This window comes from Kitasatospora sp. NPDC056273 (genome assembly GCF_042268845.1).
GTDB lineage: Bacteria > Actinomycetota > Actinomycetes > Streptomycetales > Streptomycetaceae > Kitasatospora.
Genome location: NZ_JBHJSJ010000022.1, coordinates 125,833 through 143,020, shown reverse-complemented (window position 1 = coordinate 143,020; position 17,188 = coordinate 125,833). Strand labels below are relative to the sequence as shown.

17 protein-coding genes are annotated in these 17,188 nt (G+C 75.1%); 11 read left to right on the top strand and 6 right to left on the bottom strand.

The window, feature by feature from the left end; genetic code table 11:
• Positions 1-127 precede the first annotated feature (127 nt).
• A complete protein-coding gene (metF, locus tag ACFCY1_RS21245; protein ID WP_375875566.1) occupies positions 128-1,060 on the bottom strand; it encodes a methylenetetrahydrofolate reductase [NAD(P)H] in 933 nt (310 codons plus the stop codon).
• A gap of 231 nt (positions 1,061-1,291) precedes the next feature.
• Here metF and ACFCY1_RS21240 point away from each other — a divergent pair, with 231 nt between their 5' ends.
• The 3 genes from ACFCY1_RS21240 to ACFCY1_RS21230 all read left to right on the top strand — a co-directional run bounded on the left by ACFCY1_RS21240 (position 1,292) and on the right by ACFCY1_RS21230 (position 2,407).
• Entirely contained in the window at positions 1,292-1,606 is a 315-nt protein-coding gene (locus ACFCY1_RS21240; RefSeq protein WP_375875565.1) for a cation transporter, read from the top strand.
• Positions 1,607-1,723: 117 nt separating this feature from the next.
• On the top strand, positions 1,724-2,005 hold the full coding sequence (locus ACFCY1_RS21235; RefSeq protein ID WP_375875564.1) for a metal-sensitive transcriptional regulator: 282 nt from the start codon (positions 1,724-1,726) through the stop codon (positions 2,003-2,005).
• A gap of 99 nt (positions 2,006-2,104) precedes the next feature.
• Complete coding sequence (locus tag ACFCY1_RS21230; protein ID WP_375875563.1) at positions 2,105-2,407, top strand: hypothetical protein; 303 nt, start codon at positions 2,105-2,107, stop codon at positions 2,405-2,407.
• An 11-nt stretch (positions 2,408-2,418) separates the two neighbouring features.
• Here the strand turns inward: ACFCY1_RS21230 and ACFCY1_RS21225 are convergent, their stop codons facing one another.
• Together ACFCY1_RS21225 and ACFCY1_RS21220 are read right to left on the bottom strand one after the other, a co-directional pair.
• Positions 2,419-2,961: an MOSC domain-containing protein gene (locus ACFCY1_RS21225; RefSeq protein WP_375875562.1), complete on the bottom strand. Its 543-nt coding sequence runs from the start codon at positions 2,959-2,961 to the stop codon at positions 2,419-2,421.
• A gap of 92 nt (positions 2,962-3,053) precedes the next feature.
• Positions 3,054-3,449, bottom strand: coding sequence for a DUF4345 domain-containing protein (locus tag ACFCY1_RS21220; protein ID WP_375875561.1), 396 nt, complete (start codon positions 3,447-3,449; stop codon positions 3,054-3,056).
• Positions 3,450-3,550: 101 nt separating this feature from the next.
• Between ACFCY1_RS21220 and ACFCY1_RS21215 the strand changes: the two genes are divergently transcribed.
• Entirely contained in the window at positions 3,551-4,189 is a 639-nt protein-coding gene (locus tag ACFCY1_RS21215) for a TetR/AcrR family transcriptional regulator (RefSeq protein WP_117487091.1), read from the top strand.
• 102 nt (positions 4,190-4,291) lie between these two features.
• Positions 4,292-5,551 (top strand): cytochrome P450, encoded by a 1,260-nt coding sequence (locus ACFCY1_RS21210; RefSeq protein ID WP_375875560.1) that lies wholly within the window; start codon positions 4,292-4,294, stop codon positions 5,549-5,551.
• A 101-nt stretch (positions 5,552-5,652) separates the two neighbouring features.
• On the opposite strand, the gene ACFCY1_RS21205 is transcribed toward ACFCY1_RS21210, so the two are convergent.
• On the bottom strand, positions 5,653-6,879 hold the full coding sequence (locus ACFCY1_RS21205; protein ID WP_375875559.1) for a Dyp-type peroxidase: 1,227 nt from the start codon (positions 6,877-6,879) through the stop codon (positions 5,653-5,655).
• A 40-nt stretch (positions 6,880-6,919) separates the two neighbouring features.
• On the opposite strand from ACFCY1_RS21205, the gene ACFCY1_RS21200 reads away from it, so the two are divergent.
• A complete protein-coding gene (locus ACFCY1_RS21200; protein ID WP_375875558.1) occupies positions 6,920-8,272 on the top strand; it encodes a right-handed parallel beta-helix repeat-containing protein in 1,353 nt (450 codons plus the stop codon).
• 59 nt (positions 8,273-8,331) lie between these two features.
• On the opposite strand, the gene ACFCY1_RS21195 is transcribed toward ACFCY1_RS21200, so the two are convergent.
• Positions 8,332-10,866 carry an SdrD B-like domain-containing protein gene (locus ACFCY1_RS21195; RefSeq protein WP_375875557.1) on the bottom strand — a complete coding sequence of 845 codons (2,535 nt, stop codon included), beginning with the start codon at positions 10,864-10,866 and terminating at the stop codon, positions 8,332-8,334.
• A gap of 292 nt (positions 10,867-11,158) precedes the next feature.
• On the opposite strand from ACFCY1_RS21195, the gene ACFCY1_RS21190 reads away from it, so the two are divergent.
• From ACFCY1_RS21190 to ACFCY1_RS21180, 3 genes are all read left to right on the top strand, one after another.
• Entirely contained in the window at positions 11,159-11,893 is a 735-nt protein-coding gene (locus ACFCY1_RS21190) for a sulfite exporter TauE/SafE family protein (protein WP_375875556.1), read from the top strand.
• Positions 11,894-12,070: 177 nt separating this feature from the next.
• A complete protein-coding gene (locus tag ACFCY1_RS21185) occupies positions 12,071-13,342 on the top strand; it encodes an MFS transporter (protein ID WP_375875555.1) in 1,272 nt (423 codons plus the stop codon).
• 121 nt (positions 13,343-13,463) lie between these two features.
• Positions 13,464-14,051: a hypothetical protein gene (locus ACFCY1_RS21180; RefSeq protein WP_375875554.1), complete on the top strand. Its 588-nt coding sequence runs from the start codon at positions 13,464-13,466 to the stop codon at positions 14,049-14,051.
• A gap of 94 nt (positions 14,052-14,145) precedes the next feature.
• Here the strand turns inward: ACFCY1_RS21180 and ACFCY1_RS21175 are convergent, their stop codons facing one another.
• On the bottom strand, positions 14,146-15,354 hold the full coding sequence (locus tag ACFCY1_RS21175; protein WP_375875553.1) for an MFS transporter: 1,209 nt from the start codon (positions 15,352-15,354) through the stop codon (positions 14,146-14,148).
• 433 nt (positions 15,355-15,787) lie between these two features.
• On the opposite strand from ACFCY1_RS21175, the gene ACFCY1_RS21170 reads away from it, so the two are divergent.
• Together ACFCY1_RS21170 and ACFCY1_RS21165 are read left to right on the top strand one after the other, a co-directional pair.
• Positions 15,788-16,006 (top strand): MbtH family protein, encoded by a 219-nt coding sequence (locus tag ACFCY1_RS21170; RefSeq protein ID WP_117487098.1) that lies wholly within the window; start codon positions 15,788-15,790, stop codon positions 16,004-16,006.
• A gap of 104 nt (positions 16,007-16,110) precedes the next feature.
• Positions 16,111-17,121 carry an ArsR family transcriptional regulator gene (locus ACFCY1_RS21165; protein ID WP_375875552.1) on the top strand — a complete coding sequence of 337 codons (1,011 nt, stop codon included), beginning with the start codon at positions 16,111-16,113 and terminating at the stop codon, positions 17,119-17,121.
• Positions 17,122-17,188: the final 67 nt, after the last annotated feature.

Below are 17,188 nucleotides of genomic sequence, written 5' to 3'. Positions count from 1 at the left end.
GGGGGCCCCCCCACACCCCCCCCCCGCCGCGCGGGCGGCCCCCCCCCGCCGCCGCCCGGGGCCCCCCCCCCCCCCCCCCCCCGCCCCCCCCCCCGGACTGGTTCGGCTTCGCCGTTCGCCGCAGGGGTCAGGCTGCGGTGGGGGTCAGGGCGCGGGGGGTCGGGGTGGTGAGGGCGAGGTTGCGGTGGATCTCCAGGGCGGCGGTGGAGCGGTTCAGGGTGATGTAGTGGAGGCCGGGCGCGCCCTCGTGGAGGAGGCGTTCGGCCATCCTGGTGGCGTGGTCGACGCCGATGCGGTGGGCGGTCGCCCGGTCGCCGCGGGCCGCCTCCAGTTGTCGGGCCAGTCCGGTGGGGAAGGAGGCGCCGCTGAGTTCGGCGAAGCGGCTGATCTGGCGTACGTCGGTGGCGGGCATGATCTCGGGGATGACCGGGGTCGCGCAGCCGGCCGCGGCCAGCCGGTCGCGCAGCCGCAGGTAGTGCTCGACGTCGAAGAACATCTGGGTGACGGCGTAGTCGGCGCCGGCCCGGCACTTGGCGACGAAGTGCCGGATGTCGTCGTCCCAGTCCGCCGAGCGCGGGTGGCGCTCGGGGAAGGCGGCGACGCCGACGGTGAACGCGCCGCACTCCTTGACGAGTCGGACGAGTTCGGCCGCGTAGCGCAGGCCCTGCGGGTGGGGCTCCCAGCGGCCGTTGGGGTTGCCCGGCGGGTCGCCGCGCAGGGCGAGGACGTCGCGGATGCCGACGTCGGCGTAGCGCCGTAGGACGGCCTGGAGTTCGGCGGTGGAGTGGCCGACGGCGGTGAGGTGGGCCACCGGGCGCAGGGTGGTCTGGGCGGCGATCAGTTCGGTGGTGCCGATGGTGCGGTCGCGCGAGGAGCCGCCGGCGCCGTAGGTGACCGAGACGAAGGTCGGCGCGACCGCCTCCACCCGCCGGATCGCCGCCCACAGGGCGCGTTCGCCGGCCTCGTCCTTGGCGGGGAAGAACTCGAAGGAGTAGGTCCGTTCGCCGGCCGCGAGGATGTCGCGCAGGCCGCGCGGGGCACGCCGGGTGGTGTGGTCCATGGGTTCACCTCAGGTGGTGGGGTCGGTCGTCCGGGGATGCGGGGGAGCTCCTCCACCCTGCCCCGGCACCCGCAACAGGACTGTCACAGCGGGTCGTTGACGGCCCCGGCCGGGCGGCGGAAGGTGCTCCGGCAGCTCTAGCAATTACCCTAGGGGGGTATGGTATGTTCGAAACGAAGCAGCCGCCCGGGCAGTCCGGCCGGCGCCGGGCACCACGACAGGAGCACACCCATGAGCGAGACCACCGTCACCGTCGAGTCCGCCGCCGCCGAGGCCACCTCCTGCTGCGGCTCGTGCGGCACCGGCGCGGCCCCGGCCGCCGAGTCCGGCCGGACCTCGGTCTTCCAGGTGAAGGGCATGACCTGCGGCCACTGCGTCTCCTCGGTGACCGCCGAGTTGAAGAAGCTCGACGGCGTCGAGGAGGTCGCCGTGGACCTCGCCACCGGCCGGGTCACCGTCGGCAGCACCCTGCCGCTCGCCGACTCCGCCGTGGCCGCCGCCGTCGACGAGGCCGGCTACGAGCTGGTCGGCCGCGTCGAGGCCTGAGCCTCCGACATCGGCCCGGACGGGAGGGCGCCACCCCGCCCGTCCGGGCCGACTCCCCCTCGGCACGCCCCCGGTAGAGTGAGCGCACGCCTCACCGCACAGGAACCGGAGACGGCCATGGCCGGCTACAGCTCGCACAAGGACGACTTCCGAAAGCGGCTCCGCCGCATCGAGGGCCAGATCCGTGGCCTCCAGCGCATGGTCGAAGAGGACACCTACTGCATCGACGTCCTCACCCAGGTGTCCGCCGCCAGCCGCGCCCTCCAGTCCTTCGCCCTCCAACTCCTCGACGAGCACATCGAATGCTGTGTCCGGGACGCCATCGCCGAGGGCGGCCAGGAGGCGGGCACCAAGATCCGCGAGGCCAACCAGGCCATCGCCCGCCTGGTCAGGTCCTGACCGCGTTTCAGCGGTGACGGTTCCTCCGACGGCCCCCGGGGGCCGTCACCTTTACGGGGTGGGGGTATCTCGCCGGGGCATTCCAGGAGGGGATCAGCCGTGTCCGCGATCGAGTTCGTCCGCCGCCTGGACGGACTGGTCTACCGCTTCGACCTGAACGGCACCGCCAACGGCCGCCCGTCCTACAAGCGGCGGGACCTGGACCTGTGGTGCCGGTGGACGCCGGAGCGGGGCTGGTGCGTCGTCGACGCCGAGGGCGTGCCCAACTCCGGTCCGCTGCTGGGCGAGGACCGGTACCGGGAGCTCCCGCCGACCGGGCCGTGGCGCAGCTGGAAGGCCGGCCGGTCGTACCTCTACGACCTGCGCCGCGTCGATGGAAACGGGGACGGCGACGCGTCCTGAGGCCCGCGGGGTCAGACCCGGTCGAGCGGGCGGTGCGGGCCGTCCGGCAGCTCGACCGCGACGGCGTCGCCGGGCCGGACCGGGCCGCCGGTGCGGACGACGCCCATGATGCCGGCGCGGCGCACGATCGTGCCGTCCTCGGCGCGGCCGACGACCTGCTTGAGCAGGCCGGGCCGGTAGGCGTCGATCTGGGCGCACGGGTTGCGCAGGCCGGTGATCTCCACCTCGGCCTCCGAGCCGATCCGCAGCACCGCGCCGACCGGCAGGCCGAGCAGGTCGACGCCCTCGGTGGTGATGTTCTCGCCGAGGGCGCCCGGCGTGACGTCGAAGCCCGACTCGCCGAGTTCGGTGAGCAGTTCGCGGTGGATCAGGTGGACCTGGCGCAGGTTGGGCTGCGTCGGGTCCTGGGCGACCCGGGACCGGTGCCGGACCGTCACCCCGGCGTGCACGTCCCCTTCGACGCCCAGACCTGCGAGCAGGGTGATGCCGTCCCGGTTCGGCTTGGTGAACGAGTACTCGGCGTTGCTGCTGACCGCCACCACGGTGCCGCTCATGCTCCGGACCCTCCTCGCGGACGTACGTTCGATCGCAGGGGCAGCATAGCCTCCGCTGACGACCGGCCCCCCGATGACGGAACCGGGGGAGCTCAGGACCGCCGCTCCGCGTGCGCCCGCTCGTCCGCTTCGGCGAGCCACAAGTACACGGGTGCGAGCCCGAGTTCGATCCCCATCAGCACCAGCTGGAACCAGTGCGGACGGCCGTCGACGACGAGCGACAGCACCCGCGCGAGGCCGCCCAACAGGAGGACCGCCGCCAGCCACCGCACCGGCCGGGCGGGCACCGGCGCCTGCCGGGCGGCGTGGATCCAGGCCGCCCCGTACCCGGCGAAGACCGCGCCCATGAAGCGGCCGAAGCTGCCGACCGTCGGGCCGGCGTCCGCGATCCCGGGCATCGCGGAGTTCCCCAGCAGGATGTGGAGGAAGCCGATCGCCACGCAGGCGATCCCCATCGTCCACGCGAGCACCCGCAACGCCTTGGCCATGGCCCGTCCACCCCTCACAGAGGTCTGGTTGACACGTGTCTACTACGTTGCCCACCACGCTAGCGCCGACAAGTAGACACGTGTCAAGTAGCCTGGCCCGCATGCCAGTCCACGAACGGCGCCGCCGGCTCTCCCCCGCCGAGCGACGCGCCCAGCTGCTCTCCGTCGGTGCCCGGCTGTTCGCCGAACGGCCGTACGAGGGGGTGCTGATGGAGGAGGTCGCCGAGCGGGCCGGGGTCTCCCGCGCCCTGCTCTACCGGCACTTCGCGAGCAAGCACGAGCTCTTCGCCGCCGTCTACCGGGAGGCCTCCGCCGACCTGCTCGCCAGGAGCCGGTTCGACCCGGGCGACACCCTGGTCGAGCAGCTGGTCGAGGGTATGGACGCCCACCTCGACTACTTCATCGCCAACCGGCACGCCGTGCTCGCGGCCAACCGCGTGCTGGCCGGGGACCAGGTGATCCAGACCATCATCACCGAGGAGCTCGACGCCCTGCGCGGCCGGCTGCTCGGCGTCCTCCCGCTCGCGGACGAGCGGGCGCGACTGGCGGTGTCGCAGGTCCTGCGCAGCTGGCTGGTGTTCGTCCGGGTGCTGGTCATCGACTGGCTGACCGAGGAGAGCTGCACCCGCACCGAGCTGCGGGACGCCTGCATCGGCGCCGTGCTGGGCGCGCTCCGGCCGCTGCTGCCCGTCGATCCGGCACCCGGCTGGGGGCACCGAGGGCATACCATCGGGACGTAAGGGGAGAAGCTCCGCAAGCACCCAATTCCTCATGAACATATGACAATTGGATGCTCTGACTCCCCTCGACCAGCCGGACCTCCGAACCCCGCGAAGGGACCCATGGACTCCGCCGCAGCCGACACCGGGACCACCCTCCCCCCACTCCACCGGCTCCCCACCACCCCCGCCCAGCCGCCCCACCCCACCACCCTCCCGGACGGCACCCCCGCGTGGCTGATCACCCGCTACCACGACGTCCGGCAGGTCCTCGGCGACCCCCGGGTCACCCGGGCCGACCTGCATGACGTCGGCACCGCGGGCGCCACCGCCGACGTGGCCGCCAACCCGGCGTCCCTGTTCAACCAGGACGGGCCCGCCCACCGCCGGCTGCGCGGCACCGCCCAACGGGCCTTCACCCCGCGCGCCATCGCCGGCTGGCAGCCGTGGGTCGCCGCCGCCGTCCAGCAGTCCGTGGACCGGCTGGTCGCCGCCGGCCCGACGGCCGACCTGGTCCCCGCGTTCGCCCGGCCGGTGCCGTTCGCCGTCACCACCCGGCTGATGGGGCTCGACGGGGACGGGCCGGACCACCTGGACGAGGAGCGGCTGCGGCGCTGGACCCGCGCCCTGCTCGCCCAGGGCGAGGACCAGGGCGGCGAGCCGGGCGGCGGTCAGAACGGCGGTCAGGACGGCGGACAGCAACCGGACACGGACCCCGACCACGACGCCACCCTCGCCGAATTCGGCTCCTTCATGGGCGAGTTGGTCGCCCGCCGGCGCCGCGAGCCGGGCGACGACCTGGTCAGCCGGCTGGTCCGGGCCGCCGACCAGGACGGCGGCGTCCCCGAGGAGTCCCTCGTCTTCCTGGTCGCCGGGCTCACCGCCAGCGGCAACGAGAGCGTCGCCGGCGCCCTCGCCAACGCCCTGGTCTACGTGCTCGGCGAACGCCCCGAGCACTGGCCGCGCCTCGCCGACCCGGATACCGCCGAGCGCACCGCCGAACGGCTGCTGCACTACATCCCGCTCGGCGACGACGAGGCCACCATCCGCCGCACCACCGCGCCGGTCGAGGTCGGCGACGTGACCATCCCGGCCGGCTCGGTCGTCGCCGTCAGCCTCGGCAGCGCCAACCGAGACCCGGCCGTCTACCCCGAGGGCCTCGACGCCGACCTGGGCCTCCCGCTCCCCGCCCCGACCCTCGCCTTCAGCTCCGGCCCGCACTACTGCATCGGCGCCTGGCGGGTCCGGCTGGAGATGCGGGAGTCCCTGCACCGGCTCGCCACCGCCCTGCCGGGCCTGCGCCTCACCACCCCGGTCGCGGAGCTCGCCTGGCAGCTCGGCGGCACCACCCGGAGCCCGGCCCGCCTCCCGGTCGACTGGTAGGCCGAACGAGAGGCGGCACCGGCGGTCGGCCGGGAGCCGGCACCGGCGGTCGGCCGCCCGGCCTCAGCCGTCGGGCAGGGCGGCCGACCACCACCCCCGGCTCACCCGAACAACCCCTCCCCCAGCGTCCCGCCCTCCGGCGCGCCCGGCAGGACGTAGGCCACCGCCGAGGCGGTGTGCTCGATGAAGGTGTTGAGGGCATCGCGCGCCGCCAGGCGGTTCTGGACGCGGGTGAACTGGGCCGGGTCGCGCATGAAGGCGCAGAACAGCAGGCCGCGGTCGCCCGGACCGTCGTCGTAGTTGTAGCCGCGCCGCAGCATCCGGGCGCCGCCGTCCAGCCGGGGGCTGGAGAGGCGGACGTGCGCGGTGGCCGGGATGAGGTACGAGCCGTCCGGGTTCTTGGCGTAGATGTCCGGCTCGTCGTGCTCGGCCGTGCCGGTGAGCGGGGCGCCGTCGCCGGCCCGGCGGCCCATCACCTGCTCCTGGTGGTCGACGGGGAGGGCGGCGAAGGCGGCGGTGTCCATCCGGATCCGGCGGTAGACCAGCACCGTCCCGTGCTCGTACGGCCCCGGCGGGCCCCAGACCCACTGCCCGCTCTCGGTGCCGTCCGGGTTCGCCGTACCGTCCTTGAAGCCGAACAGGTTGCGCGGGGTGGCGCCGCCGGCCGTCCGGGCCAGGAAGCCGGACTGCGTCCACCGCGCCGTCGCGCCCGCCGCCCGGGCCGCCGCGTCGACCTGTTCGGCGACCACGGACAGCGGCCAGCGGTCGGCCGCGCACAGCTGGACCACCAGGTCGCCGCCGCCGCGCGCCGGGTCGAGCCGGTCCCCGGGGAAGGCGGGCAGCTCGGTCAGCAGGGCCGGCGGAACGTTCAGCCCCAGCCGGGCGGCGAGGCCCGGCCCGACGCCCACCAGGCTGCTGAGCCGGGCCGGTTGGCCGCCCTGCAGCCGGGCGTCGGCCGGGCTGCCGCCGGTCGCCCCGGCCAGCACCCGGGTCAGCTCGCCGAGCAGGCCGCGCAGGGCGGCCCGCCCGTCCGAGGTCGCGGCGGGCGCCAGGTCGAGGGCCAGCAGCTGGGTGGCCGGCTGCTGCGCGGTCGTCACCCCGGCCTGCCGTTCGCCGTGGAAGGGGACGGCCGGTGGCTCCGGTGCCGCCGCCGGTCGGGCGCCGCGGCCGTGCCCCCGGACGCCGCCGGTGCCCATGGCCAGTGCCGTGACCCCCGCGCCGAGCCCGGCGGCCACCACGGCCCCGCCCGCGAGCAGCCCCCTTCGATCCACCCCGGCGCCCCGCGCGGTCGGTGGCTGGTCCTGCGCCTTTCCGGTTTCGGCATGCATGGGCGACATTGGAGACGATAGAACACGCCGTATGCAACTTTTGACCACACGTCACCCGCGGTCCGGCACGACACCCCCACCCGGGGCCCGCGTCGCCAGGCGCCTGCCCGCCCTGCTCGCCGCCGCCGTCCTGGCGCTGGCCGGCTGTTCCTCGGGCGGCTCGTCCTCCTCCGACGCCAAGCACCCGGACGGCACGGTCATCCGCGTCCCGCAGCACTTCCCGACCATCCAGCAGGCCGTGGACGTCGCCCGCGAGGGGGACACCGTGCTGGTCGACCCGGGCACCTACCGGGAGAGCGTGCGCCTCACCAAGCCCCGGATCGTGCTGCGCGGCACCGACCGCAACACCGTGGTGCTGGACGGCGGCCTGCGGCTGGTCAACGGCATCACCGCCTCCGGCCCCGGCTCGGTGGTGGAGAACCTCACCGTCCACGGCTACCTCGCCAACGGCGTGCTGTTCACCGGCGTCACCGACGAGAAGCTCCAGCAGCACGGCGCCGGCGGCTCCGCCTACAACCCGCTGGACACCGTGCGCTTCCCGGTGGTCGAGGGCTTCCGCGCCAGCAGTGTCACCGCGTACAACAACGGCCTGTACGGGATCTACGCCTTCGACGCCCGCGGCGGCGTCATCGAGGACTCGTACGCCTCCGGGGGCGCCGACTCCGGCATCTACGTCGGCCAGTGCAAGCCCTGCGACACCCTGGTGCGGGGCAACACCGTGGAGCGCAACGCCGTCGGCATCGAGATCACCAACGCCTCCGACGGGCTCACCGTGGTCGGCAACCGGGTCACCGGGAACCGGGTCGGCGTCACCGTCAACTCCAACGACCTCGAAGCCCTCGCCCCGCAGCACGGCGCGGTGATCGTGGGCAACGTCGTCACCGACAACAACGCCACCGACACCCCCCAACAGGCCGACGGCGCCTACGGGATCGGGATCGGGATCGGCGGCGGCACGGCGAACCAGGTGCAGCGCAACCTGGTCCAGGGCAACCGCGCGGCCGGCATCGTCATCACCGACCCGCCCGGGCACCCGGCGAGCGGCAACCGGGTCGAGGGCAACCGGGCCAGCGGCAACGGCACCGACCTGGTGCTGGCCTCCGTCGACCCGGGCAACTGCTTCACCGGCAACCAGCCGGCCGTCCAGAGCCCGGACGGCCTGGAGACGCTGGCGGGCTGCGCCGCCCAGGGCCGGAGCGCCCCGCCCTTCGGCCGCACCAGCCCCGTCCAGGCGCCGCCCGGCATCCCGTTCAGCCAGGTGCCCGTCCCGCCCGCGCAGCCCTCGCTGCCGGACCCGACCGCGCCCGGCCGCCCGGCGACCGACCTCCCGGGGCCGGTCGACCCCGGCGCCTACCCGCTGCCGGAGTCCGCGGACGCCGTCCCGAAGCACTGAACCGGCCGCACCGGGCGGGCCCGCGGACTCCTGCTCCCCGCGGGGCCGCCCGGCGCCGGTCACCGGTCGTGCGGCAGCCAGGGGCCGGGGATCAGCCGGTTGACCACCGTCACCGTGATCCCGTCGCCGAGGTTGTCGCAGGTGAGCACCAGCGGCCCGAAGACCGTCCGGTCCGCCGCGTAGCCCTCGGGCGGCCTCAGCTCCACCCAGTAGTACGTCCCCGGCCCGCCGCGGCCCCGGCAGACGCCGTCGGCCCCGGTCGTGCAGGGCTCGCCGACCGGCGTGTCCCCGCGCTCGCGGCCGGGGCCCGGCCAGCCGAGCCACCCCGGCCACCCCGGTCCGCCGCTGACCCGCCACAGCTGGAACGTCGCCCCGGCCAGCGGCCTGCCGTCCTGGTCCACCTTGACCAGGGTCAGCACGCCCCTCGTCGGCCGGAAGCCGAAGTCGAGGGTGTGGTCGTTCTCGCCCGGTCCGCCGGTGGTCAGCTCCCGTTCGGCGTACTTCCCGCCCCGCGGGACGACGCCCTTGGAGTTGACGAACGGGTCGTCGCCGACGTCGTGCCGGGTGGGCGCCCACTCGAACAGCGGGCCGCCCTCGGCGTAGTCGGCCGGCTCGTCCAGCCGGAGGGTGTACCGGGTGCGCGGCGCGAGGCCGCCGGTGACGTTCGAGTCGTCGAAGTAGTACTCGCCGCGCGCCGAGGTCCTCGTCGTGCCGACCAGCGCGCCCGCCCCGTCGTACAGGTGCACCGTGACGCCGGGGACCGGGCGCCCGCCCGGCCGCTGGATGCCCGTGCGCCCGGGGTCGTACCAGACCCGGTTGCCGATCTGCAGCGGCGCCCGGTCGCAGAGCACCTCCAGGTCGCCCATCGAGGCGCCCTTGCCGAACGGCGCCGGCACGTCCGCCGGGTTGAGCCGCAGGCCGGTCCCCGGAGCCTGCCGGCCGTCCGCCCGCTGGACGAAGGCCGTCCCGTAGCCGAAGGCCGTGTTGTTCGGGTCGTACCCGGAGATCCCGATGGTGCTCTCGACCTTGGACAGCGCCATCCCGGCGTAGTCCGCGTTGTGGTGGACGCCGAACCGGCTGGTGTCGAAGAAGCGGGTGCCCCGGGGCGAGAGCCCGCACCCGTCGTTGGTGTCCAGCACGTACGTGCCGTTCTCCGCGCAGGCCTTGTCCAGGTCACCGCCCGACAGCACCTCGCCGACCGCGGCGCCCGAGGCCGACTGGCCCGTCGCCCGGTCGGCCAGGCGGTCGCGGAAGGCCAGCAGCATCGAACCGTCCGTCTCGAAGCCGACCTCGGCCAACTCCGGTTCCGGCTGGGCCCGGTAGCCGGAGCAGGCCTGGCCGTTCTGCGAGGTCGGGTAGGTGTCCGTCCACGGGAACCAGCCCGCGCCGTCGCACGGACCGCTGCCCACGGTCGACTGCCGCGGGTAGTCCAACGGCTGGTCCAGGACGGCCGGTTGGAACAGCCCGGTGGCGGGGTCGAAGGGCAGCACGACCGCCCGCAGGTCCGAGGCCCGGCCCGTCGACTCGCCCGAGCAGACGCCGCCCAGGTAGCCGACGCCGTCCTGGAGGCCCAGGCCGAACGGCCGCCAGTCCCCGGCCGAGGGGCAGCCCGGGTCGGGGACCGGGTAGACGGCCGTCGGCGCCGCGGCCGTCGCCGCGGTGGCGTCGTAGCGGTACAGCGCACGGGAGTTGAGGTTGACGACGAACAGGTCTCGGCCGTCCTCGGTGACCTTGAGCCCGCCGAGGCTCTCCTTGCCCGGCACGGTCAGGAACGCGTCGTCCGACCCCGGCGCGTGCGCCGTACCGCCGGCGTCCGGGACGGTGGCGAACAGCGTGGTGGTCTTCCGCGCCGGGTCCGTCACGTAGATCCCGCCGGCGCCGCCCGGACCGTAGTCGGTGGTGCGCTTGGCCGCCGCCGAGGAGAAAACCCGCCGGTCGGCCTTGTTCCACGCGACGCCGAACAGCGTGCCCGTCTGCGCGTCGGTGGCGATGCCGGTGACGTCGACGTCCACGCCGTCCTGGCCGCGCGCGCCGTACGGGAACGACACCAGCGTGCGCTGCGCCCCGCCCTGCCAGGTGGTGTTCTGACAGGTCGTCACCAGCGGGGCGTTCTTCTGGCAGTAGTCGCCCGGGTACCAGAACCCGGTGGTGTACGCGACGTTCCGGCCGTCGGAGAGGTCGACGAACTCCTCGTTGGAGCTCAACCGGTTCGGCGCGCCGTCCAGGCCCTGGCGCGAGGCGAAGGCCGGGAAGAGCGTGCCCGGCTTCGGATTCACCACCCGGACGCGGTACTTGCCGTCGGTCGCCGTGCTCGCGGCCGGGGCCAGCGTCACCGTGCCGTCGGTGCCCGTGGCGCCCTCGGTCCTGGTGCCCGCGTCATCCGTGAGCGTCACCGTCACGCCCGCGATGCCCGGCTCCAGCGCGGGCGTCCACACGCCGGTGGCGTCCACCGCCCGGACCACCCGGACCGTCACCGCCCCGACACCGCCCTGCGCGGAGGCCCGAGGGGCCGCCACGAGTCCTCCGCCGGCCAGCACGACGGCGAAGGCCGCCGTCAGCGCGGCCCGGCGCGTCCGTCTTCTCGTCCTCTTCAAGGTTCCGTCTCCCCTCACCGACGGGCGCAGGCCCGATCCGGACAGGACCCCCAGGACAGCGGCCACCGGTCGCCCACGTCCCGCACTCACCCCGCGTTCACCGGCGCGGGTGACGGAAAGCGCCGGGAAATCGCATCGAGTTCGGACACGGCCTCACTAGTTCGCATACTTCCCGACCCCATCTCCGGGCCGTCCCCGATGAGACCGACGGCACGCCCGACCCGCCTGTGCGGCATGATCGGTACGCACCGCCCGCCGACGGCGGAGCCCGCCGAGAGGGAGGCCGCGCCCGATGCCCGACGGCTTGACCACCGACCTCGTACTGGGCTGCACCGTCCTGCTGGGCGCCTCCGTCCAGCGGCTCGCCGGGATCGGCTTCGCCCTGGTCGCGGCGCCCGTCCTGGTGCTGCTGCTCGGCCCGGGCGACGGCGTCACGCTGTCGAACCTCGCCGCCGGGGCCATCAGCGCCGTCGGCCTGCTGGGCAGCTGGCGGCAGGTACGGCTGGCGGCGATGCTGCCGCTGATCCTCGCCGCGGCCTGCACGGTGCCGGCCGGGGTCTGGGTCGCGGCGACGGTTCCGACGCCCGGACTGCTCGTCGGCATCGGCGCGCTGGTCACCCTGGCCTCGCTGCTGGTGCTGCGCGGGGTCCGGGCGGCCGCGCTGCGCGGGGTCGGCGGCGCCCTGGTCGCGGGCGCCACCAGCGGGTTCATGAACTCGGCCGCCGGGGTGGGCGGTCCGGCCGTCTCCCTGTACGCCGTCAACACCGGCTGGACGGCGCGCGAGTTCCTGCCCAACGCCCAGTTCTACGGCGTGGTGGTGAACGCCTTCTCCCTGGCGGGCAAGGGGCTGCCCGCGCTGTCCGGGACCGCCTGGTGGCTGGTGGCCACCGCGCTCGCGGGCGGCGCGGCGATCGGCCGGCTGCTCGCCGCCCGGGTGCCGGAGGCCCGCGCCCGGCTGGTCGTGCTGGGCCTGGCCCTGGCGGGCGGGCTGACCACCCTCATCAAGGGCGTCTCGGGGCTGGGCTGAACGCGCCCGGCCCTCCGCCGCCGTCCGACGAACCACCGGAAACCGCCTGAAACCCACCGGACACTCCGGACGCCCCCGGATGAGCCCGACACCCGTACCGACACGGACAGTTCGGGACGCCCCGGGCACTTCGGAAACCGCCCGAACGGCCCTCCGCGGACATGACATACTGCCTCGGTGACCTCAGCAGACCTGGCCGCGAAGCCGTCCAAAAGCCGTCCCCAACTGGGCCGGAAGTTCAACCTGCTGTGGTCCGCGTCGGCGATCTCATCGGTCGGCGACGGCATGCGGGACTCCGCCCTGCCGCTGCTCGCGGTGGCCGTCTCCGACTCCCCCAGCGCGGTCTCCGTGGTCTCCGTCTCCGCCTCGCTGCCCTTCCTGCTGATGTCCCTCTACGGCGGGGTGCTCGCCGACCGGGCCGACCGGCGGCGGCTGATGTGGACCATCGACGCCGCGCGCGCCGTCGTCGTCCTCGGCTTCGCCGCCTGGGTCTTCCTCGCCGACCCGCCGCTGGTCGCGCTCGCCGCCCTGGCCTTCCTGCTCGGCTGCGGCGAGACGGTCTTCTCCAACGCCGCCACCTCCGCCGTCCCCGAGCTGGTCCGCCCCGACCAACTCGACGCCGCCAACGGCCGGATGCAGGCCAACATGCTGGTCGGCGGCAACCTGATCGGCCCGCTGCTCGGCTCCGCGCTGTTCGCCGTCGCCGCCGCCCACCCCTTCGCCGTGGACGGCGTCTCCTTCGCGCTCGCCGCCGTCCTGGTCGCCGCCACCGGCCGCTCCACCGCCCCCAGTGCCCGGGCCGACCGACGCCCGGTGCTCACCGAGATCCGCGAGGGCGTCGACTGGCTGCTCCGCCACCGCGACGTGCGGATGCTCGCCGTGCTCTCCACCCTCGGCGCGCTGGCCTGCTTCATGGGCACCACCATGATGGTCCTGATGGTCACCAAGGTCATCCACGCACCCGCCGCCTCCTACGGCATCGTGCTCGCGGCCGGCGCCATCGGCGGCACCGCCGCCAGCACCCTGGCCGGCCGGCTCAGCCGGCTGCTCGGCCGGGGCACCCGGATCGCCCTCGCCTTCCTGCTGATGGGCGTCTCGCTGATCCTGATGGGCCTGAGCACCTCGGTGGCCGAAGTCGCCGCGCTGTACGGCGTGATCGGCTTCGGGATCGTCACCTGGAACATCCAGGCGATCTCGCTGCGCCAGCAGGCCGTACCGAAGGAACTGCTCGGCCGGGTCAACAGCTGCTACATGCTGCTGAGCCGCCTCGGCATCATGGCCGGCGCCGCCCTCAGCGGCTGGATCGCCTCCGTCGTCAGCATCCGCACCCCGCTCCTCGTCGGCGGCGGGCTGCTGCTGGTCCTGCTGGTCGCGGTGCTGTTCCTGCTCCCGCGGATGACCGCACTGGAGACCGTCCCGGCCGCCTCGGAGCCGTCCGACGCCGAGTAGGTCCTCTGGGCCGTTGCGCGTCCTCCCGCCCAACGGCCGCTGTCCGCCGGTATGGTGACCGCGGGGGGTGTGCCGGGAAGTCTGGTCGGCGGGCAGCTGCTCGCCCGTCCTGAGGAGAGCCATGAACACCGACCGCCCCGCCGCCTCCGGTACCGCCGCGCCGCCTGTCGGGGCCGGCCGCGACCTCGACCCCGGGCTCGGCCCGCTGGTGCGGGTCGACGGCAGCTGGTACATCGGCGACCACGAGAGCAAGGCGTATCTCGCCGTCCTCCCCGAGGGGTTCGAGCACCGCGTCACCGGACGGGAGCCCTTCCTGGTCCCGTGGAAGCGCCTGATGAGCCTGAAGCTCGGGGTCACCAGCGGCCGGTTCCTCAGCACACCGGCCGGCGGACTCCTGACCGGTCACCACGCGCCCCACGAGGCGATCGGCACCCACGGCTCCTGCCTGAGCGCCATGGTCCGGCACCCCTACGACCTGTGGAGCCCCCGGTTCGTCCACCACCGGCGGTGGTACCCGGCGCCCGAGATCACGCTGCTGCACCAGCTGCTGGGGAACATCGTCGACCTCGGCCGGGTCGAACGGCTCGGCGACGACACCTGGCTGACCTCCGTCGTCGAGGAACTGGCGGCGGACCGTCTCCTCCGGAAGTGGCGCACCAGCAAGGCCGTCGCGGACGGCGTACGGGAACTCATCGCGCGCGGGGCGTGACCGCCGGGTTCACGCGCCGCCCCGGCCCCCGATGCGCCGCCCAGGCCTCGGAGGCCGCGCGGGCGGGTGCTGCCGCCCGCGCGGTGGCCCGGCATCAGGCGGGCAGGCGGTCGGGCGGGGTGGCGGGACGGGGCCGGGCGGTGCTGAGGGCGGCCAGGGCCGGGGTGGCGGCGAGGGCGAGGCAGAGGGGCAGCGGCAGGTGGTCGGCGAGCAGGCCGGCCAGCGCAGTGCCGCCCGAACTGCCCGCGTTGAAGCACGTGTTGACCCAGGCGCCGGCGCGCGTCCGGTGGCCGGGCTCGGCGAGTTCGTCGGCGAGCAGGTAGGCGGTGGTGAGGGTCGGGGCCACGGTGAGGCCGGCCAGGGCGGCGACGGCCGCGAGGAGCGGGACCGTCGGGGCGAGGGAGGTCAGGGTCAGAGCGCCGGCGAAGGCCGCGGTGAGGACGGCGAGCCGCCGCCGGGCCGGGGCCCGCCAGTCGAGGGCGCCGAGGGCGAGGCCGCCGGTCGCGCTCCCGGCCGCCAGCGCCGCCTCCACCCAGGCGGCGTCGGCCGCCTGCCCGTGCCGCCGGGCGAAGACCACCGTCAGCAGGGCGAACGCGCCGAGTCCGGCCCCGGCCCCGGCGGCCGCGGCGAGCGGCAGGCCGGTCCGGGCCGGCGGCCGCCAGGGGCGCGAACGGCCGCCGGTGGCGGCGGAGTCGGCCTCGGCGCGGTCCGGCCCGACACCGCGGACCGAGGCGGCCAGGGCGAGGGAGCCGGTCAGGACGAGGGCGGCGCCCAGCACCAGTCCGAGCGCCGGGCGGGCCGTCGCCGCGATCACCCCGGCCAGCAACGGGCCGGTGACGTACAGGAGTTCCTCGGCGACGGTGTCCAGACTGTAGGCCCGGCGGCGCAGCCCGGGATCGGACAGCAGGGCGCTCCACCGCGCCCGGGTGACCGGGCCGAGGGGTGGCGCGAGCACGCCGGCCGCCACGGCGAGGGCGAGCAGGACGGGGTACGGGACGCCGGGGCGCCAGGTGGCGGCGGCCAGGCCGAGCAGCACCAGCGCGTACCCGGCCGCCATCGGCGGCAGTGTCCGGCGCGGGCCGTGGCGGTCGACCAGCCCGGCCCGGGCGGGTGAGAGCAGCACGTTGGAGGCGGCGAACAGCGCCGTCAGCCAGCCGGCCCGGGCGTACGAGCCGGTCGTGGCGGTGACGGCCAGCAGGAGCGAGAGCGGGACGACACCGTAGGAGAGGCGGCCGGTCAGAGCCGCGCTGAAGAGCCGGACCGCGCCGGGGGTGCGCAGGACCGTCGCGTAGGACGAAGACATGGAGGGGTTCCTCTGGAGCTGGCGCGCGCCGCGCGCCGGTGGACCGGGACGCCGAAGGACCGCACCACCGGGGTGCGGTCGCCGCGCGGGGCCCTAGTCACGGAAGAGGAACACGGGGCCATGGTAGGGCACGTCCGTGCGGGGGCCCGTCGGGACGTCGGCCGCACCGGCTCCCCGGCCGGGCTCCGCGCCGCCGGCCGCAACGGTGCGGAACGCCGGTATCGGAACAGACGGTGTGTCATATTCATTGAGACCAAGGAGAGTTCACCGCCCCTCCTGGGTTCCGGCGGGCTCGCCGGAACCCCATCAGGGTGCGGTCAGCACCATGTCAGCGAGCCGAGGGAGCATGTGCGGAGCGGGCCCACCCGGTTGTCCCGCGTGCGCCGATGACCCGAGGGCCGCACCGCGCCCTACCCGGAATGGAGTGTGCGACATGTCGAACCCCTTTGACGACGCGGACGGGACCTTCCTGGTGCTGGTGAACGACGAGGGCCAGCACTCACTGTGGCCCGCGTTCGCCGAGCGGCCGGACGGCTGGACGGTGGCCCTGGCCGAGGGGCCGCGCGAGGAGGCGCTGGCCTACGTCGAGGCCAACTGGACGGACATGCGCCCGCGCAGCCTGCGCGAGGCCTCCGCCGCCCGGGCCTCGTAGCGGCGACGTCCGATCCATCCGAGGAAGGGCCCGGCCTGCCCGCGTGGCGGCGGCCGGGCCACGTCGATTTCTCCCTCATCGACACGGAAACGGGGACCTTCATCGTGCAGAGGATTCACTTCACCGCAGCCGACCTCGCCAGAACCCGGCTGAAGAGCACCATGGGCCCGCTCGTGGAATCGGCCTTCGCCTGCGACCTGCTGGACCGCGGCGTGAGCGCGCCGTACGCCCGGTGGCGAAAGCAGGTGAACGAGCGCCTCCCCCGGCGGCCGGTGCCCCGCCCGCGCAGCCGTCCCGAGCACGACGTGGACTCGCTGCTCCGGCAGGCGCTGCGGTACGCGGAGGCGCCCGACGCGCCGCCCGAGCCGTCCGGGCCGTTCGACGCGTCCGAGGCCGCCGAGCTGCCGCAGCGGCCCGGGGCGGGCGTGGACGCCTGCCTGCTGGAGGCCTGGCAGCTGGCCGTGGCGCCGTTCTGGCAGCACCTGCACGCCTACCTGGTGGCCGAGTGCGAGGCGCGCGGCCGGATCGTGATGGCCGGCGGGGTGGAGCTGCTGCTGTCCACCGCGCACCCCCGGATGACCTGGCGGGCGCCGGTCCTGGAGATCCCCGGCGGGCCGGACCAGGACATCCGGCTGGGCGGCCGGGGCTTGGTGCTCACCCCCTCGGTGTTCCTCAACCACCGGCCGGGCCTGGCGATCGACGCCGAGGGGCCGGACGCGCAGGTGGTGCTGGTGTTCGCGGCCCCGCCGCACGCCCGCAAGGGGGCCCAGCTGTGGCAGGAGCGGGACAGCGGCTCGCGGCCGCTCGGCGCCCTGGTGGGCCAGACCCGGGCGGCAGCCCTCCGTACGCTGCGGGCGAGTTGCACGACCAGCCAGCTCGCCGACCGGCTGGGCATCTCGGCGGCCAGCGCCAGCCAGCACGCGGCGGTGCTGCGCCGGAGCGGGCTGATCACCACCCGCCGGGTGCGCAACACCGTGCTGCACTCGGTGACGCCGCTCGGGATGGCGCTGCTGGACGGCGGGTCGGTACGGCCGGTGGCGACGGGCTGCGACCGGTCCGAGCGGCCGGCCCGCGGGGCCCGGCCGCGGAGCGCCTCGCACCTGCTCGCCTCGTAGGCACAGCGGGCTGGACCCCCGGCCGCCGTCCGGTGCCGGGGGTCCTCACCCTTCCCGCCGTTCCGGG